At 66.9% G+C, this 22,819-nt stretch carries 16 protein-coding genes; 2 read left to right on the top strand and 14 right to left on the bottom strand.

Going from position 1 to position 22,819, the window contains the following annotated elements; translation table 11 throughout:
• Positions 1 to 152: 152 nt before the first annotated feature.
• Complete coding sequence (locus C4S73_RS13920) at positions 153 to 1,349, top strand: multidrug effflux MFS transporter (RefSeq protein ID WP_103873102.1); 1,197 nt, start codon at positions 153 to 155, stop codon at positions 1,347 to 1,349.
• 63 nt (positions 1,350 to 1,412) lie between these two features.
• Here the strand turns inward: C4S73_RS13920 and C4S73_RS13915 are convergent, their stop codons facing one another.
• The gene (locus C4S73_RS13915; RefSeq protein WP_103873101.1) at positions 1,413 to 3,584 is read right to left on the bottom strand and encodes a transglycosylase domain-containing protein; all 2,172 of its coding nucleotides are present in this window, start codon (positions 3,582 to 3,584) and stop codon (positions 1,413 to 1,415) included.
• A gap of 316 nt (positions 3,585 to 3,900) precedes the next feature.
• Here C4S73_RS13915 and C4S73_RS13905 point away from each other — a divergent pair, with 316 nt between their 5' ends.
• Positions 3,901 to 4,299 carry a DoxX family protein gene (locus tag C4S73_RS13905; protein ID WP_103873099.1) on the top strand — a complete coding sequence of 133 codons (399 nt, stop codon included), beginning with the start codon at positions 3,901 to 3,903 and terminating at the stop codon, positions 4,297 to 4,299.
• An 87-nt stretch (positions 4,300 to 4,386) separates the two neighbouring features.
• Here C4S73_RS13905 and trxA read toward each other — a convergent pair whose 3' ends face one another.
• The 13 genes from trxA to C4S73_RS13840 all read right to left on the bottom strand — a co-directional run bounded on the left by trxA (position 4,387) and on the right by C4S73_RS13840 (position 22,733).
• Positions 4,387 to 4,707 carry a thioredoxin gene (gene trxA / locus C4S73_RS13900; protein WP_103873285.1) on the bottom strand — a complete coding sequence of 107 codons (321 nt, stop codon included), beginning with the start codon at positions 4,705 to 4,707 and terminating at the stop codon, positions 4,387 to 4,389.
• 108 nt (positions 4,708 to 4,815) lie between these two features.
• Positions 4,816 to 8,280, bottom strand: coding sequence for a double-strand break repair helicase AddA (gene addA / locus C4S73_RS13895; protein ID WP_103873098.1), 3,465 nt, complete (start codon positions 8,278 to 8,280; stop codon positions 4,816 to 4,818).
• Positions 8,277 to 11,381, bottom strand: coding sequence for a double-strand break repair protein AddB (gene addB / locus C4S73_RS13890; protein WP_103873097.1), 3,105 nt, complete (start codon positions 11,379 to 11,381; stop codon positions 8,277 to 8,279). The genes addA and addB overlap by 4 nt, the downstream gene beginning before the upstream one ends.
• Positions 11,374 to 12,117: a nucleotidyltransferase family protein gene (locus C4S73_RS13885; RefSeq protein ID WP_425290346.1), complete on the bottom strand. Its 744-nt coding sequence runs from the start codon at positions 12,115 to 12,117 to the stop codon at positions 11,374 to 11,376. Before C4S73_RS13885 ends, addB begins: the two co-directional genes overlap by 8 nt.
• Positions 12,118 to 12,292: 175 nt before the next feature.
• The gene (tsaE, locus tag C4S73_RS13880) at positions 12,293 to 13,837 is read right to left on the bottom strand and encodes a tRNA (adenosine(37)-N6)-threonylcarbamoyltransferase complex ATPase subunit type 1 TsaE (protein WP_103873095.1); all 1,545 of its coding nucleotides are present in this window, start codon (positions 13,835 to 13,837) and stop codon (positions 12,293 to 12,295) included.
• A complete protein-coding gene (locus C4S73_RS13875) occupies positions 13,834 to 16,212 on the bottom strand; it encodes a sensor histidine kinase (RefSeq protein WP_200828016.1) in 2,379 nt (792 codons plus the stop codon). Before C4S73_RS13875 ends, tsaE begins: the two co-directional genes overlap by 4 nt.
• A 524-nt stretch (positions 16,213 to 16,736) precedes the next feature.
• The gene (gene ahcY / locus C4S73_RS13870; protein ID WP_103873093.1) at positions 16,737 to 18,137 is read right to left on the bottom strand and encodes an adenosylhomocysteinase; all 1,401 of its coding nucleotides are present in this window, start codon (positions 18,135 to 18,137) and stop codon (positions 16,737 to 16,739) included.
• Between the two features lie 204 nt (positions 18,138 to 18,341).
• Positions 18,342 to 18,692, bottom strand: coding sequence for a hypothetical protein (locus C4S73_RS13865; protein WP_103873092.1), 351 nt, complete (start codon positions 18,690 to 18,692; stop codon positions 18,342 to 18,344).
• A gap of 77 nt (positions 18,693 to 18,769) precedes the next feature.
• Positions 18,770 to 19,099 (bottom strand): HPr family phosphocarrier protein, encoded by a 330-nt coding sequence (locus C4S73_RS13860; RefSeq protein ID WP_103873091.1) that lies wholly within the window; start codon positions 19,097 to 19,099, stop codon positions 18,770 to 18,772.
• 24 nt (positions 19,100 to 19,123) lie between these two features.
• Complete coding sequence (locus tag C4S73_RS13855; protein ID WP_103873090.1) at positions 19,124 to 19,525, bottom strand: PTS sugar transporter subunit IIA; 402 nt, start codon at positions 19,523 to 19,525, stop codon at positions 19,124 to 19,126.
• A 111-nt stretch (positions 19,526 to 19,636) separates the two neighbouring features.
• Positions 19,637 to 20,104, bottom strand: a complete 468-nt coding sequence (locus tag C4S73_RS13850; protein WP_103873089.1) for an HPr kinase/phosphorylase — start codon at positions 20,102 to 20,104, stop codon at positions 19,637 to 19,639.
• A 9-nt stretch (positions 20,105 to 20,113) separates the two neighbouring features.
• Positions 20,114 to 21,913: a sensor histidine kinase gene (locus C4S73_RS13845; protein ID WP_103873088.1), complete on the bottom strand. Its 1,800-nt coding sequence runs from the start codon at positions 21,911 to 21,913 to the stop codon at positions 20,114 to 20,116.
• A gap of 118 nt (positions 21,914 to 22,031) precedes the next feature.
• On the bottom strand, positions 22,032 to 22,733 hold the full coding sequence (locus C4S73_RS13840; protein WP_103873087.1) for a response regulator transcription factor: 702 nt from the start codon (positions 22,731 to 22,733) through the stop codon (positions 22,032 to 22,034).
• Positions 22,734 to 22,819 lie beyond the last annotated feature (86 nt).

Below are 22,819 nucleotides of genomic sequence, written 5' to 3'. Positions count from 1 at the left end.
AAGCCAAGCCGTCATACTGGACAAGCGGCGAAGCCGCGCTGATCCGGAATCCAACATGGAATTCGACGACGCCCCATGATGGATCCCGGCGCTCCGCTTCGCTGCGGCCAGGATGACGGCGTGGTTTTGAGCCAACACAGGCCGCGACAACGATGAAACTGCGCCCCGATACCCTGGCGATGACCGCCGTGCTCGCCATGCTGACGGCGCTTGGCCCGCTCTCGACGGATTTCTATCTGCCCTCGCTGCCCGAGATCGTGCGCGTGATGGGCACGGATGTGGCCGGCGCCCAGGCGACGCTGTCCTCGTTTCTGTTCGGCTTTGCGGCCGGGCAGATCGTCTGGGGGCCGTTGTCGGACCGGCTCGGCCGCAGGCCCGTCCTGCTGGCCGGACTCGGCATCTTCTTCGTCGCGACCTTCGCCTGCGCGTTTGCGCCCTCGATCGAGATGCTGACGCTCGGGCGTGCCTTTCAGGCGATCGGCGCGTCGGGACCCATCGTGCTCGGGCGTGCCATGGTGCGCGATCTCTATGAGGGGCCGCGCGCCGGTCGGGAACTGGCGCGGATGGGCATGATCATGGGGCTGGTGCCTGCGGTGGCGCCGGTGATCGGCGGCGTCCTGCAGATGGCGTTCGGCTGGCGCTCGACCTTCATCGCCTCGCTGCTCTTCGCCGTGGCGCTGGGCGCGGTCATCCTCCTGATCATGCCCGAGACGTTGCGTGCCCGCTCGCCCGACAAGCTCTCGCTCGTCTCGATCTTTCGCGGCTTCGGCACGTTGCTGCGCAATCGCGCCTTCCGGGTCTATGTCGCGCTGACCGCGCTTGCCTATGCCGGCCTCTTCGCCTTCATTTCGGGCTCCTCCTTCGTGCTGATCGGCATCTACGGCCTGTCGCCGGTCGAATACGGCTTTTCCTTCGGCTTTGCCGTGCTCGGTTACATCCTCGGCACCATTATCGCCCAGCGCCTCGTCGGCCGCCTCGGCATGGACGGAGTGATTTCGATCGGCGTGACCTGCCTCGCCTTGGGCGGCCTCGCCATGCTCGGCGGCGTCGCCACGGCCTTTGCCGGGCCGCTGGGCGTCGTCGTCCCGATGGCGCTCTATGCCTGTGGCGTCGGCCTGACCATGCCGCAGGCACAGGCCTCCGCGATGATGCCGTTTCCCGATCGAGCCGGCGCGGCCTCGTCTTTCAACGGGCTCTGCCAGATGCTGCTCTCGGCCTGCGTCGGACTTCTGGTCGGCCACCTGCTCAAAGGCTCGGCTTTGCCTTTGCCCGCGGTGATGTCGACGCTGGGCGTGGCGGCCTTCATCCTGTTCCAGGCGAGCCGCAGCATTCGCGCCGCGAAATCCTGAAGGGGCTCATTGTTTTAGCATCGACTTTCCCGAAAACCGCGTTCCACTTTTCCGGCCGATGCTCTATCCGCCGAACAGCCGTTCCAGGAAATTCCGCTCCTGCGGTGCCGGCGGAACCCAGGCGCGATCGCTGTCGGCCGTCTGCGTATTGGCCGGCGGCCTGACACCGGCGACCGGCGCGCCATTGTCGAAGATCGTCTTGGGCGCGCCATGCCAGAGGCCGCCGGGCAGCGGGCTGGGCTGCATGCCGGCATGGGCGGCCTTCATGTATTTGCCCCAGACATCGGCGGGCAGGCCGCTGCCATAGACGCGCTTCATGGCGCTGTTGTCGTCATTGCCGAGCCAGACCGAGGTCACCAGCTTCGAGGTGAAGCCGACGAACCAGGCATCGCGGAAATCCTGCGTCGTTCCCGATTTGCCGCCAACCTCCCAGCCGGGGATGTTGAACCTGCTGCCGGTGCCGCTGACCATGGTCTCGTGGAACATCGAATTGATCATCGACAGCGTCTGCGGCTGGATTACGGGGCCGAAGCCCGAGCCCTTGCGCGCATAGATCACCTTGCCGTTGAGCGACTTCACCTCGCGGATCACATAGGGCAACACCGACTGGCCGCCATTGGCGAAGGTCGCATAGGCCGCCGTGAGCTCGACCGGGGTCACCTCGGACGTGCCCAGCGCCAGCGACGGATTGGCCTGGAGCGCCGACGAGATGCCGAGCCTCTGGGCGGTGCGCACGACCTCGCGCGGCGTCACCTCCTGGTTCAGCTTCACCGCGATGGTGTTCAGCGAATGCGCGAAGGCGGTCTGCAACGTCACCGGGCCGCGATAGGTCCGGCTGTTGTTCTCCGGCTGCCAGCCCTTGATCGAGACCGGCGAATCGTCGCGGATCGTGTCGGGCGTCAGGCCTTTTTCAAGCGCGGTCAGGTAAACGAAGGGCTTGAAGGCCGAACCGGGCTGGCGCTTGGCCGCGGTGGCGCGGTTGAACTGGCTCTTGGTGTAGTCGCGCCCGCCGATCAGGGCGCGGATCGAGCCGTCGGGCGTCATCGAGACCACGGCACCCTGCGAGACGCCCTGCTTTGCGCCCTGCGCGGCCAGGGATTCGACCAGAACCGTCTCGGCAGAGGCCTGTAGTTTCGGATCGATCGTCGTCAGCACGGTGACGTCGCCTTCGACCGCGCCGATGAAGTCGTCGAGCACATCCATTACATAGTCGGCGGCGTAGTTGACGGAGCCGGCACCGACGCGTTCAGCGGCCTCGGCCGGTGCGACGATCGCCGTCTTGGCCGTCGACTGCGAAATCAGCCCCTGGTCGGCCATGGCGGCGATGACGAGCTGGGCACGCTTTTCGGCTGCATCGGGATTGCGATTGGGCGCAAGGCGCGAGGGCGCCTGCACGAGGCCGGCCAGCATCGCCGCCTCCGCGACAGTCACCGAACGCGCCGATTTGTTGAAATAACGCTGGGCGGCTGCCTCGACGCCATAGGCGCCGGAGCCGAAATAGACCCGGTTCAGATAGAGCTCGAGGATCTGGTCCTTGGAGTAGGTCCGCTCCAGCCAGAGCGCCAGGATCGCCTCCTGGATCTTGCGGGCGGCAGTGCGTTCCTGGGTCAGGAACAGGTTCTTGGCGAGCTGCTGCGTCAGCGTCGAGCCGCCCTGCAGGCCACCGCGCCCGCGCAGATTGTTCACGACGGCGCGGCTGAGCCCGATCGGGTCGATGCCGAAATGCTCGTAGAAGCGCCGGTCCTCGATCGCCACAAAGGCCTTGGGCAGATAGGGCGGGATCTCGCCGATGGTGACGGTGCGCCCGCCGGTTTCGCCGCGATTGGCCAGAAGCGTCCCGTCAGCCGCGAGGATCGCGATATTGGGCGGGCGTTTGGGCACGGTCAGCTGGTTGATCGGCGGCAATTGCGCGGCGTGATAGGCGATGAGCCCGCCAAGCCCGATCGCGCACCACAGGCCGAGCACCATCGTCCAGTAGAACAGCCCGCCCAGCAGGGAGCGTCCCCGGCGCCCGCGTCGGCGTCCGCCGCCATTGCCTGCGCCGCCCTTGCCGCCGCCACTGCGTTTGTCGCGTCTTGGCACTTCGCGGTGCTCCTCCTGGCGCGGTTGGGGGCGTTGACCCCGCGTCGGCCGGTCATCGGCTGACAGGCGCATGTCGAAATCGTCGCGGCTGTCGCCTCGATCGCGTTCGAAGGACGGCTCGCGCCGCTCAGCCCGTCTCGTCCGGTCGTTCATTCTGTCCCGTTCAGTGCTGCGTACCCCTACAAGGTACGGCCCGGCTCAAACAGGAGTGAAACATGGCGCTTTTAAGGGGTGGTTAAGGGTGCGCCGGCCCGGTCGCCCGAATTGCTCGCGGCAACGTGAAGGTGTTGTAATCCTGCAAAGGCTGCTCTGCAGCCTGCTCGTATTGCGAAGCCTGCGACAATCCGTCATCAGGCTTCAAGAGCCGATGCTTAAAAAGGCCGATAACGACGGGAAACGCCATGACGTGTCGGCCCTCGGGCCGAATGAGCATTCCGCCCTGCAACAAGCACTGAAGAGAAGAGACCCGATGCCGACTTTCAACTTCCTCGATCGCTATTCTCCCTACGCGCTGGGTATCCTGCGCATCGTCGTGGCGCTGATCTTCATTGCCCACGGCACCCAGAAGCTCTTCGGTTTCCCTGCGCCTGCCGGCTTCAACCTGCCGCCGCTCTTCTCGCTGTTCTGGTTTGGAGCCATTCTCGAGGCCTTCGGTGGCCTCGCGATCCTGCTCGGCGTCTTCACCCGCCCCGTCGCTTTCATCCTGGCCGGCGAGATGGCCTATGCATATTGGATGATCCACGCGAAGCAGAGTTTCTTCCCCAATCTCAACAATGGCGATGCGGCGATCCTCTACTGCTTCATCTTCCTCTACCTCGTCTTTGCCGGCGCTGGCGCCTTCAGCATCGACAACCGCAAGAACGTCTGAGTTTCAGCCGTCTGACGGCACGCAGGAATCGAAAAAAGGCCCGCCATCCCCGGGATGGCGGGCCTTTTTGTTGTAACAGCCGCGATCTCAGACGGCGCTGGCGATCCAGCGTGAAAGATCGCTCTTGGGGGCGGCGCCGACCTTCTGCGAGGCCAGCTTGCCGTCCTTGAACAGCATCAGGGTCGGGATCGAACGGATGCCGAACTGGGCGGGGATCGCCTGGTTCTCATCGACATTCATCTTCACGATCTTGACCTTGCCGCCCATCTCGCCGGCGATTTCCTCTAGCGCCGGGCCGATCATGCGGCAGGGACCGCACCACTCGGCCCAGAAATCCACCACGACCGGCTCGGCGGATTTGAGGACGTCGGCCTCGAAGCTCGCATCGGTCACTTTGCTCGTCGCCATGGCTTGGTCGCCTTTCATATGCGTTGGCAGCAGCGCTGCATTTCAGTTGCGAAGCTATGAATGCGCATGGCCGGGGTCAAGGCGCGCGGTGGTCCCGTTGAAGCAGGGCTAACCTGCCATTTTGGCGAGGGTGGCGTCGAGAACGGCCGGTGGCAGCTCGAAACGCGCCAGTGTCGCGGTGTAGATCACCAGCGTGCGGACCTCCCGCCCCGGATAGATCGCACTGACGAGCCTGCGATAGACCGCAAGCTGGGCCAGCGTCGTCGGCGAAATCGCCGCCGCATCGATCGGGGGCCGCGCCGCCGTCTTGAAGTCGGCGATGATGACGCCGTCTTCCGTCACCGCGAGCCGGTCGATCTGGCCGGCAACCCGGCGCGCGCTGCCGTCCGGCAGGACGATATCCCCTGAAATCGGCACCTCGGCCAGCGATCCCCCAGCAAACAGGCTGGCGAGAGCCGGCTCGGCGAGCAGCGCCAGCGCATCGGCGATGATGCGGGCGCGGCGTGCAGCCGGCAGAGCGCCGCCGCGCGCCGCCGCCAGTGCCTCCGCAGTCGCCTCGCGCTGTTCGGGGGCGATGCCGGGCAGGATCTGGAGCAGCAGATGTGCGAAGCGGCCGGCAGCGGCAGCCTCCGCCAGGAAAGGCCCGTCGCCCGGGCGTGGGTCGCCATCGGCCGCAGCAAGGGCGCTGGAGGGCTTCAGTGGCGGCGCCGGTTCGTGCTCGCCAGGCGCATGTTTGTGCAGCCAGGCGGGCGCCATGACGACGTCCTGTGGCGGCTGCGGTTCCGGCACGAGTTGTGGACGCGGCATCGACGTCATGAAGCGCAGGGTCGTGCCCCCTTGGCTGTCCGTGATTTCCTGAAGCCCCGATTCCGAGGCTGCGAGCCCCGCCGCGATCATCGCATACCAGCTGCCCTCGGGCGCCTCGCCCTTGGCCTGCGCGCCGCATACGATCAGCCGGTCTTCGGCGCGCGTCATCGCCACATAGAGCAGCCGGTGGTGCTCCTCGACCATCTGGTCGATCACACGTGCCTTGGCGATGGCGGTCGCGGTCGCATCCTCGGCGCTGGCGGGCGGCCAGAGCGGCACGGCCGGGCGGCGCGGCGGCGCGACCGCCAGAATCTTCGGCAGGCGCTTGGCGCCGGGCTGTGGCGCGAGATCGGCGAGGATCACGATCTTCGCTTCCAAGCCCTTGGCGCCATGCACGGTCATGACGCGCACTTCGCCGGCGCTGGCCGAGAGATCGCGCTTCACATCGGTCGCGGAACTGGAAATATGGTGCAGGAAGCTCGCTAGCGAGGGGCCGTAACGCCTCTCATGGTCGAGCGCCGCGTTGAGGAAGGCATCGAGCGCGTCGCCTGCCTCCGCTCCCAGCCGCGCCAGAGCGAGATTGCGACCACCGCCCGGCCCCAGAATGCCCGCAAAGAAGCGGAACGGCCCGCAGCGCCCGGCTTCATCGGCCAAAGCGACGAGCTGTCGTTCGACCGCCGCATAGCGCAGGTCGGTTTCGGCCGCCTGCCGCAGCGCCTCGCGCAAGGAACCCTTGCGCTCCGGCGCGAACCGCAGCAGATCGTCGTCGTCGAGCCCGATCAATGGCGTCTTCAATGCTGTCGCCAGCGTCAGATCGTCATCGGGCAGCAGCAGGGTGCGGCCGAGCACGACGAGATCCTCGACGGCAGGGTGGTCGGCCAGCGTCAGCCGGTCGCGGCCTGTAACCGGCACGCCGGCATCCTTCAGCGCCTTGACGATCGCCTCGAACAGCGCCCCGCGCTGGCGCAGCAGGATCATCACATCGCCTGGCGTGAAGGCATTGCCGAGATCGTCCCGGCCCGTGCGCGTCCATTGCCCCAGCGTCGCCGCGATACGGTGTGCGAGTTTCACCGTGCCGCTGCGCCGCTCGGGCGCGTCGACCGGCGTTGTCCAGGCGTCGGGCGGCTCGCCGGTGTCGTTGGCGCTGAGCGGCCAGAGATCGACGCAGCCGGGATCGATGCGACGCACCGTGTCATGCATCTCCGGCCGCTCGGCACCGTCGAAGACGAGGCCGCGCGCGTGCTCCGGCACGGCGAAGACGGCGTCGACCGCCTGCATGATGTCGCGCGCCGAGCGGAAGGAGGTGTTGAGGCTGACCGGCTCGAAACGCTGGTCGGCCTGCGTGATGCGCTGGCCCAGCCGCCGCCGCTCCTCGCCGAAGGCGCCCGGCGCCGCGCCCTGGAAGCCGTAGATCGACTGCTTCTCGTCGCCGACGACGAAGATCGTGCGCGGCCTGGGATTGTCCTCGCGCGAGCCTTCGCCGCCGCCGGTGAACTCCTCGGCGAGCTTGCCGAGGATGGCCCATTGCGCCTCGCTGGTGTCTTGGGCCTCGTCGAGCAGGATGTGGTCGATGCCGGCGTCGAGCTTGTAGAGCACCCAGGCGGCCTCCACCCGCGAGAGCAGCGAGCGCGTCTTCGCGATCAGATCGTCGTAGTCGAGCAGCGAACGCTGGCTCTTCAGCCGCTGATAGGAGGCGAGCATCCGCGTCACCAGCAGGGCCAGCGCGTGGCTGCGCTCGCGGATCGCAATCGCGTTGAGCTGGTCGGCGGCCGCAAGCAAGCGCGCCGCCAGGGTCTCCAGCGTGTCCAGCAGTCCGGCTTCGAACTGCGACTTGCCGCGGCCGCTGACATTGCTGTTGATCGCGCCGGCTTCGGTGAGGAAGCCGCGCCGGCAGAATGCGACCGGGTCGCCCTCGTCCTGCCCCAACTGGAGCGCGCGCAGGGTCGTCGCGAAATTCTGTCGCGTGGCGCTGCCGGCCTGCAGGGCCTCGATCAGTGTCGGCAGCCCCGCCATTGCAGCGAGATCGTGCCTGAAGCCGGATTTCACGTCTTCGGCGGTCAGTTCGGGCAAGATGCCGAGAACCTTCGACATGCCCTCGCGCATCTCGCCGGCGTCGCGGGCGCGTCCATTGGCATCGCTGAACAAGGCGCGCTGACGCAGCGCCTCCTGCATCATCGCGTCAAACGTGTCCTGCGCGGCCTGACGCGCGAGCAGGTCGAGCGCCTGGGCCTCCGGACCGTCGGGATCGGCGGCGACCGTCGCCAGCAGCTCCCGCCTCGCCTCGCGCAGCATCTCGGCCTGGGCCAGATCATCCGCCACCTCGAAGCGCGGCGGGACATTGGCCTCGAAAGGGGCCGATTGCAGCACGCGCGTGCAGAAGGCGTGGATCGTCTCGATCTTCAGGCCGCCGGGCGTCTCGAGCGCCTGCGCGAATAGCCGCCTTGCCGCGGCGCGCTGCTCCGCCGGCGGCATCTTGCCGGTCAACGCCGTCAGCGTCGCCGTGAGTTCCGCGTCGGGCATCGTCGCCCAGGCGCCCAGCGCCTTGAAGATGCGGTTCGCCATATTGGCGGCGGCGGCCTTGGTATAGGTGATGCAGAGCATGCGGCTCGGCGCGACATCGTCGAGCAGGAGCCGGAGCACGCGATTGACCAGCACATGGGTTTTGCCCGAGCCGGCATTGGCGGAAACCCAAGCGCTGAGGCGGGGATCGGCCGCTAGCGCCTGGCGCTGATTGGTCAGTTCGGGAACGCTCCAGCCCGGCTTCACGGCTCGCCCCCTTCATCGCCACCGCCGGGCGCCGCCGACCACTCCTTGACCCGGGCCAGCTGGTCGTAGGCCGAGGCATATTTGATGTAGTCCGGTGCGCGCCGGGAGACGAAAGCCTCGCGCCCGCTGCGTAGCGCATCCATATGTTCAAGCAGCCGTTCGAGATGGCGAGCGGCGACATCGGCCAGCGCCTCGCCGCCGAAATCGAGCGGCTTGTCCTTGGCCCAGCCCTTCGGATCGTGATGCAGCTTGAGGTAAAGCAGCGCCTCGACCGGGGTCGGGCCGACGAAGCCCTTGAAGCCCGCGCGGGCCGCGAGCTCCGCCTCCAGCGTCAATTGCGGCGCAAAGCCCTTCTCGACCTGGGCCTTGCTGGGTGGCGCGCCCGTCTTGAAGTCGATGATCCGCAGGGCCGGCTCGCGCGTCACCTCGATCCGGTCGGCGCGCCCGCTGAGGCGCAATTGCGCGCCGTCGGCGAGCGGAAAGCTCGCTCCGGTGCCGAGCTCCACCCCGATCAGGGCCACGCCCTCGCGCCGCCGCTGTTCCCAGCCGATGAAATGCCCGGCCGTGATCACGAAGCGCGGCCACCAGAACGCTCGCACCTCCGGCGCATCGTCGAAAGCGGCAAACAGCCTGTCGCCAATCGCAATCAATCGTCCGAGCGCATCGGCCGGCAGATGCTCGGGATAGGTCAGCGCGAATTCGGCGACGATATCGTGCAGGAGACTGCCGCGATCGGCCGCTGTCGGGTCTTCGATCAGGGCGTCGAGCCCATCGAGCTTCAGGATCTTGCGCGCATGGATCTGATAGGGATCGCGATAGAGCGTCTCGACATCGGTGACGCTGAGCGACAAGGGCTGGAGATGGCGCGCCGGTTTCGGAGCCGGGCGGCCAACGGGGCGGGCATCGGCTGGCGCGCTCAATGCCGCGGCAAGCGCCGTCAGCCTGGAGCCTTCGACAAAGGCCCGCTTCCAGACCGGTTTCGGCGTCACTGCCTGCAGGCGCTGCCAGAAGCGCGAGGCGATGGTCTCGGCCTCGCCGGCCTTGCGGGCACGGGTCAGGGTCACGCGCGGCGCCATCAGGGCCTGGCTGAAATCATGCGCGGTCTGACCGATGCGCCGTTCCGGGGCCGACAGGCCAAGCTCGGCCCGCATCGGCCGGTTGATGAAGGCGTCGGTCTTCGTGTCGGGCGGCCAGACCGCCTCGTTCAGCCCGCCGAGAACGACATGGTCGGCCTGCAGCAGGCGTGCCTCCAGCAGGCCCCAGATCTTGATGCGCGGATGGCCGCCGCCGGTCCGCCGGACCACGCGCTCAGCCAGAAGGCCGCCGAGAATGGCGACGAAATCCGGTGCCCGGCCGCCCTGCGGCATGTCGCTTTCGGCATTGCCGAGATCGTCGAACAGAGCCGCGAGCGCTTCGCCATCGGGGCCGGAGAAGACAAGCGAGGTCTCCTCCGGCGTGCGGCCGAAGGCTTCCAGCGCCGAGCGCGCCGCGCCGACGACGATGGCAAGCGAGGTGGCCGGAGCATGCAGGGCGTCGAGCAGGGGCGCGATGGCGGCGATCAGCGCATCGAGCAGCAGCGTCGCCGCCGCATCGTCCTCGGGCGTGAGCCGTCGGCGCGGCCCCGGCGCATGCGTCGCGGCCTTGAGCGTCGGCAGAGCGGCCAGGCTGTCGCGCAGGCCTCTGACGCCCTTGCCGATGGGCATGCCGCGCCAGGCCCCGATTTCGAGCGCCGCCGCGCCTCGCGCAACGATCTCGCTGCTCATGCCGAGCCGGCAGAGCGGGTGCGCCAACAGTGGCACGAGGCTGGCCGGCGTCAGTTCGGCCAATGCGGCTTCGAGAATGAGCCGCAACAGCGCGCCGGCCGGCCAGCGCGCCAGCGGCAGCCCGGCGGAATCGTCGACCTCGATGCCCCAGCGGCGCAGTTCCACCGCGACGCGTTCGGCAAGCCCGCGGTCGGGCGTGATCAATGCCGCCTGCTGGCCGGGCTCCTCGAGCGTCTCGCGAAGCGCTACGGCGACCGCGAGCGCCTCCTCACGCTCGTCGGAGGCCTCGACGATGCGCAGATCATGGAAGCCGATCTCGGCATCGCCGAGCCGCTCGCCGAGTCCGGCCCATAATTCGGTCACCGAAGCCGGCAGCATCGCTTCGCGAAGCAGGGCGGAGCGCGCGGTTCGGGGCGCGTCCGGGCTGGCGAGATGGCGGACATCCGCGCGTGTCGCCCGCAAGGTGCCGAGCAGATGATGGAGGGCCGCTTGAGGATGCGAGGGGGCCGGCTCTCTTGTAATTGCGTTCCAGGCCGGCTCGGCAAGCTCGAGATCGAGACCCGGCAGCACGACGGCGCCTTGTGGCAGGCGGGCAATCGCCGCAAGCAGGCGGGCAGTGGCGGGAATCGTGCCGGTCGAGCCCGCCGCGATGATCGGCCCACTGACATCGCCCGCAAGCAGTCTTTCGCGTTCCGCCGCGAGCATGCGGTTGCGGAAGGCGGCGGGATCGCAGGCGCCGCGCTCCTCCAGGATTTTTGGCCAGATATCGCCGAGAATGGCGAGGAAGCTGGCGTTGAGCTGCCAGATCGTGTCGAAGCGAGCTGCGTCCAGCGTCGCCAGCCGCTCGATCGGCACGCTCTCCGTCTGCATCTGGTCGAGCAGCGCGGCGAGGTCTGCGGCAAGTCCATAGGCCTCGGCCAGCGTCGCCGGCACCAGCGAGGGCTCGGATGGATCGAGCCTGAGATGGCTGCGGTTGGCGGTCCTGCCCCAGGCATCGACCAGCTGCGTCAGCACCATCCGCCGCGCGAGCGGATCGATCGGCCCGATGCGTTCGCCGGCCCAGGCGCCGGCTCCGATCAGCGCCGTTTCTGCCTCGTCGACATCGCCGAGCGGCACGATGCGCGGCAGCAGCAGCGGCTTGCCACCGAGCTTGTCCGATAGGCAGGCGGTGAAGGCACGCGCCGCGCGCCGCGTCGGCAGGTAGAGCGTCGCACGCGCCATGGCGGTCGGGTCATCGGCGTCATGGATCTTGCCGAAGCGGCCCTCCAGCATCGCCTGGGCGAGCACGTCGAGAAAAGGCGCGGCTTCCGGGATGGTGAAGAGGTTGAGTTCAGGCATCGAGCGCCTGCGCGGCCGCGAAAGCAGCCTCGGCGGGCGCTATGGCTCCGGGCGTGCCGACATGAAGCCATTGTCCTTGCAGCACGAGGCCATGGAGCCGGCCGGCCGCGATCGCGCGGTCGAACAGCAGGTTGAGCGAGAACGGCCCCTCCGGCGTATCCGCGAAAAGCTCGGGCTTCATGATCGCGACGCCGGCATAGACGTAAGGTGCGCTTGCAGCGGTGCCGCGCCGCGCCAGGCGGCCATCCTCGTCGAGGAAGAAGTCGCCAGCGCCGTCGAACCCGATGCTGGTTTCGCGCTCTGCGAGCAGCAGCAGCATGTCCATACGCGCCGGGTCCCAAGCCCGGGCCATCGCCACGACATTGGAGGCGCCGGTTTCGCTCCAGAGCGAGTCCGAGTTGACGTGAAAGAACGGCGCGTGGCCGAGCAGCGGCAGCGCCTTCTTCACGCCGCCCCCGGTCTCCAGCAGTTGCGAGCGCTCGTCGGAGATGGTCACGCGGGGGTGGGTGCGCCCCGCGACATGCGTCTCGATCAGCGCCGGCAGATGGTGGACATTGACCACGGCCTCTTCGACGCCGGCCTCGGCGAGCCGGTCGAGCGCATGGTCGAGCATCGACTTCCCGCCGATCGCCACCAGAGGCTTCGGCAGCGTGTCGGTAATCGGGCGCATGCGCTGGCCCAGGCCGGCCGCGAGCACCATGGCCCGTCGGATCGGCAGTGTTGCGGCGTGGCTCACCCGAATCTCCTGATTGTCACGTGCTCGACGCTACCAGAAACGCGAGCGGGCGGGCTACCGACCCGCGTCAGGCTCGGGCGAAAGTTCACCCGCACCGTCATCCCGGATCGGCGCGGCTGGCGCCGCTTGTCCGGGATGACGTCGAGGATAAGCGGCCGCCGGAGTGAGCGTGAACTCAGCCCGTCTCGAACAGGTTCGGCAGATGCGCCTCGTACCAGGCCTTCAGCTCGGCCAGGGCGGGGTGCTCGAGGTTGCGGCGCAGATAGGCTTCGATACGCGGCAGATGCGTCAGGTAGATCGGCTTGCCGTCGCGCTTGTCGAGGCGGGCGAAGATGCCGGCGATCTTGGTGTTGCGCTGCGCGCCGAGGATCGCATAGGCGCGGGCGAAGCCGGCGAGATCGAATTGCTCGTCATCGCCGCGTCGGGCCGAACCATAGGCCGCGAGCAGCCTGAGTTCGAGCGCGGCGGGAACGTCGACACGCGCATCCTGCCCAAGCGAGACCAGATCATAGGCTGGGTGCCCGAGCACCGCGTCCTGGAAATCGATCAGCCCGACCTTGCCATGGCCCTCGCGCTGCGGGAGCCAGATCAGGTTGGGCGAATGGAAGTCGCGCAGCGTCCAGGTGTTGGGCGCTGCCAGGATCTCGTCGAACAGCCGGCCCCAGATCCGCGAGAATTCGGCCTGCGTCACGGCCGGCAGGGTCACGCCGGCGATATGAGGGGCATACCATTCGAGGATCAGCTCTGTCTCGATCGCCATAGCGCCGCGATCATATTCGGGCACGACATGGTCGCGGGCTTCCGCAACCGGGAGGATCGTCGGCAGGGTATGCCGGTGCAGGTCCGCCAGCAGTCGCGCCGCTGCTTCATAGCGCTCGGGGATCGGCCCGTCCGGGCCGATGACGCCGTCATGGCCGAGGTCCTCGATGAGGAGAAGGCCGGTGGAGAGGTCCTGAGCGAGTATTTGCGGGGCCGAATAGTCGAGCGAGCGCAGCCCCTTATCCATCGCGACGAAGGCGTCGATCGTCTCCGCCAGATGCGCGATCGCGCTATAGGGCTTTCCGAGCCGGATCGCCGGGCCGTCCGGCCGCGGCGGCGAGATCATCAGCACGGCGCTCGTTCCGTCGCTTTGCGTCAGCCGCTCATAGGCGCGGCTCGACGCATCGCCTTGCATGTAGTCGCGCGTCGCGTCGCCCCAACCGGCCTCGTCGAGCATTTGGCGGGTCGCGATCGCGATGGCGAGCCGCTGCCGCCAGAGTACCCCGCCCGAAAGGTTTGCGATCCGCCCGGTCTCGGGATTTTGCGGGTCGACATCGAGCACGATGTCGAGCCGCCGGCCTGCCGGCAGCCGCGTCCCGGCACGGTCGGGCCATTCGACCAGTGTGACCAGCCGCTCGATATCCTCGATCAGGCCGATATCGTCGAGCTCGTCGGGCGAGCGGACGCGGTAGAGGTCGGCATGCAGCACCGTGCCGCGCGGCGTCTCGTAGCTTTGCACCAGCGTGAAGGTGGGGCTTGGCGCCTCGAGCTCCGGATCATCGGCCAGTTCGCGCAGGATGGCGCGCGCCAGCATCGACTTGCCGGCGCCGAGATGGCCCGACAGCGCGACGATGTCGCCCGGCTTCAGGATCGCGGCGAGATCGGCGGCAAGGCGGAGCGTGGCCGCCTCATCCGTCAGCACGAGCCGGTGCACGCCGGCTCTGCGGATATCGTCGCTCATTCGGCGGCATCCGACAGCGGCACGCCCTGCGATGGGAACACTGCGGTAACCTTGGTGCCGCGCCCGGGCGCCGAGTCGAGCTCGACGCGGCCGCCATGCAGCTCGACGATGGAGCGCACGATCGAGAGGCCAAGCCCGACGCCGCGATGGTTGGAGCCCAGCGAATGGCTCTCGAACCGGTCGAACACCTTCTCCTTGACCTCGGCTGGAATGCCGCGGCCCTGGTCGGCGACGGTGATACGGACGTCGCCACCGGCGCGCCCGGCGCTGACCGTGATCGTCTGGCCCGGCGACGAGAAGCCGATCGCATTGGAGATCAGGTTGAACAACACCTGGCGCAGGCGCTTGCCATCGGCGCGCAAGGGGCCGGTCTGCGGGGCGATCTCAACCTGCAGCTTCATCTTGCTGTCGGTCAGCCGGTCATGCAGTCCTGCAGTCGCCTCGGCGATGGTCTCGGCGACATCGACATCCTTCAGTTCGAGCGTCAGCGCGCCATTGTCTATCGTGGCGAGGTCGAGGATGTCGTTGATGATGGCGAGCAGGGCGCCCGAAGAGCGCATGATATGCGAGGTGTAGTCGCGCTGCTTCTCGTTGAGAGCCCCGACGGTCTCGGTCCCCAGCAGCTGCGCGAAACCGATGATATTGGTCAGCGGCGAGCGCAATTCGTAGGAGACGTGGTGGACGAAATCCTCGCGCAGCCGCGAGACCTTCTCCAGCGCGTCGTTCTTCTCGGTCAGGGCGCGCTCGACATTCACCGAGGCTGTGACGTCGGCAAAGGATATCAGCGTCGCGCCGTCGGGCAGCGGCGCGGCCGCGCAATCGAGCACGGTGCCGTCGCGGCGCTCCATCCGGCAGCCATAATCCTCGCGCGCATCGCGCACGCCGGTGACGACGCTGTGCAATTCGCTCCAGACCTCGTCCTGCGGGAAGAGCGGCCGGCACAGCCGGACGACCTCGTCGATATGGGGCGCGGCGCTGGCAAGATCGACCTGGATCTTCCAGGACTGCGCGAAAGCGGGGTTCGAGAGCTTGAGCCGCCCGTCCGAGCCGAACACGGCGACACCCTCGCGCAACGAGTCGAGCGTCTCGCGCTGCGTGCGGGACAAGGCGTTGAAGCGCGATTCCAGCGTGAAGCGCTCGGTGACATCATCGAGCAGATAGGTCACGCCGCCCTGCGGGTTGGGGCTGGCGACGACATGGATGGTGCGCCCGTCCGGCAGATACCACCAATCCTCATGTGCCCGCGTCGAGGTGTAGGCGGCCTGCACGCTGGCCTTCCAGCTGCGATAATCGCCAAGCTCCGGCAGGCGCCGTTCCGCCCGCAGGCGGTCGAGGATCTCGCCATCGGTCGGGTGGCCGTCGAGGAAGGCAGCGTCGAGCGACCAGAGCGTGTCGAAACCCGAATTGCGGTAGACGAGGCGCTGCGAGGCGTCGAAGGCCGCCACGGCCGTCTTGAGCCGGTCGAGCGTGCGCACATGCGCATCCATCTGGTGCTGCAGGTCGGCGCGCACCGCCTCCAGCTCGCTCATATCGGTGGCGATACCGGCAAAGCCCGTCGGTGTCGGCAGCTCGATGATATCGAGAGTCCGGCGCTGGCCCGTGACGATGGCGGGCGCACGTACCGAGAAGGCGAGCCCGTCCTGTCTTGCCTTGGCGGCGCGGTCGCGCTCGCTGCGATCGAGAAGTTCGAGCCCGTTCTTTACCGCGGTGGTGCCGTCGGCGGCTTCGACCGCGCGTGCATAGGCTGCGTTGGACCAGCTCAGGCGGCCATCGGGGGTGCGGGTCCAGGCCGGCTGCGGCAAGCCCGAGAGCAGGCTGGCGAGCGCCGAATGATCCGCCGTCACGCGTTCCAGCTCGCTGCGCAGCCTCATCACCTCGGCGCGTTCGCCGGTGACCTCGCGAAACCGGATGACGGCGCGCCCGGCGACCGGGCGACCTTCGACATCGATGAACGGCCCGGCCCTGCTTCGCAGCGTGAAGCCGAAGGCTTCGCCGCGGTCCTTCAGCGCATCGGTCGCCAATTCGAGCTTCTTGGCGTCTACGGGAGGGGCCCAGGTGCCATAGGCGAGTGCGAGTGAAGCGCCGGGCGCGCCAAGAAATCCGCTATCGCCCTCGAAGGCCGGCTCCGCGTCGCGCCCATTCCAGCTCACCACGACCTGCGGATCGGCCGCGAGGAGGATCGCGAGCCGGTCCTGATGGCCGCGCGCGGCTTCGAGTTCGCCCGCGAGCTCGGCCTCGCGGCGTTGCCAGCGCGAGCGCTCGCGCACATAGACGAAGGAGGTGGTCGCGGCGAAAACCGTGAGCCCGGTCAGGATCAGCGACAATGCGCCGGTGTTCAGGATCTCGGGCCGCGCCAGCCAATCGGCCTGAGCCATCGCGGTCGAGGGGGCATGGGCGGCGGCAAGGGCTGGGAGAAGCGCGCGCTGGCCCCAGCCTCCGCTACGTCGTTCCTGTCGCCTTGACCGTCTCATCCTGCGTCCGTCATGTTCTAAGGGCGATGCTTGAAGACCGCCTGGTCGTCCGGGCACACTCGAATCAGGCTGCGGAGCCCGGTGCAAGCCGACTGGACCCCACGCACGCTCGCCACCACGCCGATCACATCAGAGCGTCGATCCGGTCCGCAATCTAAGGCGGGGTGCCCGAATCAGCCCCACTGTAATCATCCGCAGAGTCCGGCAGGAAGTGCTTAATCGCTGGTAAATGCCGAGTTTTTTTCGAGCGCTCCCATCTTCGGTAGAGATCATCAACAAGTAGAGGTTCGGCTTTGAGCAGGGGCTATTAGTAGTGGTCTTTCATTGATCGCCGCGACAATGACACAAGAAAAAGGCCCGGCTTGCGGCCGGGCCTTTTCCAATTTTTTGCTGTCGCGATGTCAGTAGCGCGATCGCGGCGGCGTAACTCAGTAGCGATAAAGCTCGGGCTTGAACGGACCGGTCGGGGCGAGGCCGAGATATTTGGCCTGCGCATCGTTCAGCACGGTGAGCTTGGCACCGACCTTGGCGAGGTGGAGCGCTGCGACCTTCTCGTCGAGATGCTTGGGCAGCGTGTAGACCTTGTTCTCGTATTTGGCGTGGTGGTTCCAGAGCTCGACCTGGGCCAGCGTTTGGTTCGAGAACGAGCAGGACATCACGAAGGACGGGTGTCCCGTAGCGTTGCCGAGATTCACCAGGCGGCCTTCCGAGAGCAGGATGATGCGCTTGCCGTCGGGGAACTCGACCTCGTCGACCTGCGGCTTGACGTTGTCCCACTTGAAGTTCTTCAGGCCGGCGACCTGAATCTCCGAGTCGAAATGGCCGATATTGCAGACGATGGCGCGGTGCTTCATCGCGCGCATGTGGTCGACGGTGATGACGTCGAGGTTGCCGGTGGCGGTCACGAAGATGTCCGCACGGGGAGCGGCGTCCTCCATGGTGACGACCTCGTAGCCCTCCATCGCAGCCTGCAGGGCGCAGATCGGATCGATTTCGGTGACGAGCACGCGGCAGCCGGCCTGGCGCAGCGAGGCGGCCGAACCCTTGCCGACATCGCCATAGCCGGCGACGCAGGCGACCTTGCCCGACATCATGACGTCGGTGCCGCGGCGGATGGCGTCGACCAGCGATTCACGGCAGCCATAGAGGTTGTCGAATTTCGACTTGGTGACGCTATCGTTGACGTTGATCGCCGGGAAGGGCATGCGGCCGGCCTTGGCCAGCTCGTACAGGCGATGCACGCCGGTGGTGGTCTCTTCCGAAACGCCCTTGATCGCGGCGCGCGTCTTGGTGAACCAGCCCGGATTGGCCTTGAGCTCGCGCTTGATCAGCTTGAAGAAGATGGTCTCTTCCTCATTGCCGGGCTTGTCCAGGAACTCGGCCTTGCCGGCTTCAGCCTCGGCGCCGAGGATGATCAGCATGGTCAGGTCGCCGCCGTCGTCGAGGATCATGTTGGGCGTGCCGCCATCGCCCCAGGTCGCGGTGCGCAGGACATATTCCCAATACTCTTCGAGCGTCTCGCCCTTGATGGCGAAGACCGGCACGCCGGTCGCGGCGATCGCGGCGGCGGCATGGTCCTGGGTCGAGAAGATGTTGCAGGAGGACCAGCGCACATCGGCGCCGAGTTCCGTCAGCGTCTCGATCAGCACGGCGGTCTGGATGGTCATGTGCAGGCAGCCGGCGATGCGCGCGCCCTTGAGCGGGTTCTTGCCCTTGTGCTCGGCGCGGATCGCCATCAGGCCGGGCATCTCGTCCTGGGCCATGTTGATTTCCTTGCGGCCGTAATCCGCGAGGCTGATGTCCTTGACGATGTAATCGGTCTTCGACACGGGGGCTGCTCCACTGCTCGTTCTTGAAAAGGGTCGTAATTGAATGACGGGCGGGTCTTTAGCAGCGGCAGCGCTAGAGCGCAATCAAAGATATAAAGATGTCTTTATGTGTTGCGGCCGACCCGCCAAATGGCACGTGCAGCGCCATGCCATGCCATGCCCTGCACCGCGCCGGGGAAGGCGGAATGACAAGCGGTCGGTCGCTTACTTCCGGCAGGAGAAGGGCAGGAAGGTGCTCGCCGTTCCCGCGTTCATCGCTTGGATCACCATGATGTTCGCGAGTTCGAGTTCCTGCGGCGAGCGTGCGCAAACATCGGCCTGTGCGGTACAGCCCGAGGCGAGAAAGGCTTCATGGCTGGCGAGGAATTGCGGGCTCAGCCCCTGCGTCCCGCGCCGGGCAAGCGCCTCGGCCCAGGATTTCGTGTAACGCGCGCATTTCACCTCGGGCCAGCTTGGGGCGCGGGAGCCCTGGGCGAGGGCGGGCGAAGCCGCACTTGCGGCCGCAATGACCAGCAGGATCGGGGTGGCGGCGATGAATCTCGTCGAATGCATCATGCCGTTATCGCTGGGCTCTATGTGAAGGCGAGGCAGAGGGTCGATGGGCAATCTGGCCGCTCTCTCCGGCTAGCCGCCTATTCGCCCTCGCCGAACTTGTCGGCGACCAGGGTTTCCAGCGCCTGCAGCGCTTCCCTGGCCTCGCGGCCTTTCGCCACCACAGTGATCGTCGAGCCGATGCCGGCACCCAGCGTCAGGATGCCCATGATCGAGGTCGCGCCGACAGTCTCGCCGCAGCGGGTCACATTGATGTCGGCATCGAAACCTGAGGCGCATTGCACGAATTTGGCAGTGGCCCGGGCGTGCAGGCCCTTTTTATTGACGATCTGGAACTCGCCATAGATCGCGCCTGCCGGCACTTCGACCTCGGGGCAGTCGCAATCCTCGATGTCCTGCCTGTCGTCCACCGCGCTCGCCCTTATCCGCCCGTCTTACTTGCCGGCCAGGACACGGCTGGCGACGGTGATGTATTTGCGGCCCGCATCCTGCGCGCTGGTCACGGCTTCGTCGAGGGTCTTCTCCTCGCGCACGCTGGCGAGCTTGATCAGCATCGGCAGGTTGACGCCGGCGACGACGTCGATGCGGCCGGGCTCCATCACCGAAATGGCGAGATTGGAGGGCGTCCCGCCGAACATGTCGGTCAGCACGATCACGCCCTTGCCGGTCTCGACCTGCTCGACCGCCGCGATGATGTCACGGCGACGACCTTCCATGTCGTCATCGGGGGCGATGGCGATGGTGGCGAGGTTCTGCTGAGGGCCGACGACATGTTCGAGCGCGGAGCGGAACTCCGTCGCCAGATGCCCATGCGTCACAAGGACCAGTCCGATCATTCACTATGGCACCGGAGAGCGCTTGAAGGCGCCCGGACAAGGTCGCGGTTTATGCGGCAGGTGCGAGATATGCGCAAGCCGCCTTCCCTGAAACTTGTCAAAATCGTGGTTTCATCCACTGTCTATGAACAATTTCAGTGCCGCCAGCACCAGCCGCTCGTCTCCAGGGCGTCCCATTGCGGTCAAACGCGGCAGATCGATACCCACCAGTTGCGCAACGAGATCCTCGGCTTCCGGCATGCGCGGCGGTTCCTCGCCGGAGACGTCCACAATCAGCCGGACGACGATTGCGGGTATATGAGGCTCCGGCGTCAGGCCAAAACCGCGCCGCTCCACGAGGCCTTCGAGCGGCGCGACCGGCCGGGCGAGAAGCCGCCCGCCCCGCACACTCAGGGCGGTGCGGTCATCCGCCACCAGCCGGGCGAACAGGCCTTCCTGCTTCGCCAGCGTGATCAGCGCCAGCGCCAGAACCGACTTGCCGGCGCCGGATTTGCCCCGGATCAGCACGCCGGCCTCGCCGATCGCGATCGTGCTCGCGTGGATACGGCTGTCGCTGCCGCCGGCTTCCGCATTGTTCATCAGTTGTACTCAGGCAGCCAGTTGCGCGGCCGGCAGGCAGACGATGAAGCGCGCGCCAAGCCGCGTCTCCTCGCCATCGGGGCCGGGAGGGCCGAGCCGGTTTTCAGCCCGGATCGAGCCGCGATGTGCCTCGACGATCTGGCGCGAGATCGACAGGCCCAATCCCGAATTCTGGCCAAAGCCCTCATTGGGACGGTCGGTGTAGAAGCGCTCGAAGACGCGCTCCAGCGCATGGGGCTCGATGCCCGGCCCGTCATCCTCGACGGTGACCAGCACATCGTTGGCGACCCGCGACAGCATGACGCGCACCGGCTTGTCCAGGGCGGAGAAGGAGCGGGCATTGTCGATCAGGTTGACCATGACCTGCCCGAGCCGGGAATCATGTCCCATGACGAGGAACCCGTCGCGGCCGCCGGCCCTCAGGCCGCGCCGTTCGATCATGAGCTCGATTCGGGGGCGTCCTTCGCGGCGGATTTCGTTCTGGACGGAGACTACGGCCTCGAGAACCTGAGCCATGTCGACCGGGGCTGAATCGTCGCGGGCGAGTTCCGCATCGAGGCGCGACGCGTCGGAAATATCGGAGATCAGGCGGTCGAGGCGCCGGACGTCGTGCTGGATCACCGCCAGCAGGCGCCCGCGCGAATCCTCGGACTTCGCAAGCGGCAGGGTCTCCACCGCGCTGCGCAGCGAGGTCAGAGGGTTCTTCAATTCATGGGCCACATCGGCGGCAAAGCTCTCGATCGCCTCGATCCGGCTGTAGAGCGCCTTCGTCATCTCGCGCAGCGAGCCGGACAAATGGCCGATCTCGTCATGGCGGCTGGCGAAATCGGGAATCTGCTCGCGCGATTTCACGCCCTTGCGCACGCGCTGGGCAGCGTCGGCGAGCTTGCGGATCGGCTCCGCGATGGTGCCGGCAAGCAGGACCGACAGCACGATCATCACGCCGGCCGCCACCGCGAAAACCTGGAAGATCGCATAACGTTCGGAGGCGATGATGGCGTCGATATCGCCGCCCTGCGTCGAGAGCAGCAGCACGCCCTTCACCGCCCGGAAGCGCTGCACGGGTACCGCGACCGAGACGATCGTCTGCCCGCGCGTGTTGACGCGCACGACGCTGGCCGGGGTGCCGTTCAGGGCGCGCGCGACCTCCGGATAGGATTTGCCATTGGCGTTCTCGAAATCGTCATAGGTGGGAACATCGGCCCGGCCGAGCCGGTTGCGCAGCAAGTTCCAGGTGCGCTCCAGCAAGGGCGGCTCATCGGGCTCGCCGACGCGGGGCAGATCGAGCCGGAGCACGTCGCCGCGCGAGTAAAGGCTGCGCGAATCGAGGGTCAGCAGGCCGTCCCGGTCGTAGACGCGCGCCCGCGTCTTGGTCGGGGTGACGAGCCGGCGCAGCAGCGGCGCGACCTTTTCGGGGTTGATAGAGAAGTCGAGCGGGTCTTCGGGTATGCCGGCGCTTTCGCCGGCCTGAAGCTGGAGCAGCTTGTCGGGATCGATCGTGATCGTATCGGTGTCGACCGTCGCGGAGGCGGAGATCGCGCCCGCGATGATCTCGCCCTGCGTCAGCAGGCTCTGCACTCTCGATTCGATCAGCCCCTCGCGGAACTGGTTGAGGTAGAGGAAGCCGAGAAGGAGCGCGACGAGCCCGGCGAGGTTGAGGACGACGATGCGTCGGGTCAGGCTCGATGCCGCTCGCGACGAGATCGCCCGCAGGAACCTGTGCCCGGTCAAAAGCACGCGGCGGCGCAAAGCGACGCCCCAGCGGGAGCCGGTCGAGGAAGCGCGAGCCTCGTTATCGACGGTGGCCATGACTGTGGCGCGTCTCGCTGTTCGATCCGCCGGTATCCGGCAGGTTCCTGAGGTGGGCCGTCAGTCCGGGCAGGAGCATCAGTAGCTTCCGCATCCCGGATCGACGCCCTCTAATGCCTCAGATTTCCTTGAATCGATAGCCCACGCCGTAAAGCGTCTCGATCATGTCGAAGTCGACATCGACCTGATTGAACTTCTTGCGCAGGCGCTTGATGTGGCTGTCGATGGTGCGGTCGTCGACATAGACCTCGTCGTCATAGGCCGCATCCATCAAGGCGTTGCGGCTTTTCACCACGCCCGGGCGCTGCGCCAGCGACTGCAGGATCAGGAACTCGGTCACGGTGAGCGTCACCGGCTCGCCCTTCCACGTGCAGGTGTGGCGCTCGGGGTCCATGCGCAGCAAGCCGCGCTCCAGGGCCTTGGCGTCCTCGCTGCGGGGGGCGGCCGTGGGATCCTTCGCGCCGGCCCGGCGCAGGATCGCCTTGACGCGCTCGACCAGGAGGCGCTGCGAGAAGGGTTTGCGGATGAAATCGTCGGCGCCCATCTTCAAACCGAAGAGCTCGTCGATTTCCTCGTCCTTCGAGGTCAGGAAGATCACCGGCAGATCGGACTTCTGACGCAGACGGCGCAGCAGCTCCATGCCGTCCATACGGGGCATCTTGATGTCAAAGATCGCCAGATCCGGCGGGTTCTGCTTCAGCCCGTCGAGCGCGGACGCACCGTCCGTATAGGTCATGATGCGATAGCCTTCGGCCTCCAGCGCGATGGAGACGGAAGTCAGAATGTTGCGGTCGTCATCGACCAGCGCAATGGTTGGCATGAGTTTGAGGTCTCTTGGCCGTGTTGCAATACAAGGGTCCACTCTCGCGGGAGAGCGGCCAAACCGTGGCCGCAATCTAGCGGTCG

The organism is Allobosea lathyri (assembly GCF_900108245.1).
GTDB classification, from domain to species: Bacteria; Pseudomonadota; Alphaproteobacteria; order Rhizobiales; family Beijerinckiaceae; genus Allobosea; species Allobosea lathyri.
Note: the sequence above shows the minus strand (reverse complement) of the source record. Positions and strands in the feature narration are given on the sequence as shown.

Coding starts and splice junctions, on each gene's coding strand:
- C4S73_RS13920 (WP_103873102.1), top strand. CDS start 153: ATGAAACTGCGCCCCGATACCCTGGCGATGACCGCCGTGCTCGCCATG.
- C4S73_RS13915 (WP_103873101.1), bottom strand. CDS start 3,584: ATGAACGACCGGACGAGACGGGCTGAGCGGCGCGAGCCGTCCTTCGAA.
- C4S73_RS13905 (WP_103873099.1), top strand. CDS start 3,901: ATGCCGACTTTCAACTTCCTCGATCGCTATTCTCCCTACGCGCTGGGT.
- trxA (WP_103873285.1), bottom strand. CDS start 4,707: ATGGCGACGAGCAAAGTGACCGATGCGAGCTTCGAGGCCGACGTCCTC.
- addB (WP_103873097.1), bottom strand. CDS start 11,381: ATGCCTGAACTCAACCTCTTCACCATCCCGGAAGCCGCGCCTTTTCTC.
- tsaE (WP_103873095.1), bottom strand. CDS start 13,837: ATGAGCGACGATATCCGCAGAGCCGGCGTGCACCGGCTCGTGCTGACG.
- C4S73_RS13875 (WP_200828016.1), bottom strand. CDS start 16,212: ATGGCTCAGGCCGATTGGCTGGCGCGGCCCGAGATCCTGAACACCGGC.
- C4S73_RS13865 (WP_103873092.1), bottom strand. CDS start 18,692: ATGATGCATTCGACGAGATTCATCGCCGCCACCCCGATCCTGCTGGTC.
- C4S73_RS13855 (WP_103873090.1), bottom strand. CDS start 19,525: ATGATCGGACTGGTCCTTGTGACGCATGGGCATCTGGCGACGGAGTTC.
- C4S73_RS13850 (WP_103873089.1), bottom strand. CDS start 20,104: ATGAACAATGCGGAAGCCGGCGGCAGCGACAGCCGTATCCACGCGAGC.
- C4S73_RS13845 (WP_103873088.1), bottom strand. CDS start 21,913: ATGGCCACCGTCGATAACGAGGCTCGCGCTTCCTCGACCGGCTCCCGC.
- C4S73_RS13840 (WP_103873087.1), bottom strand. CDS start 22,733: ATGCCAACCATTGCGCTGGTCGATGACGACCGCAACATTCTGACTTCC.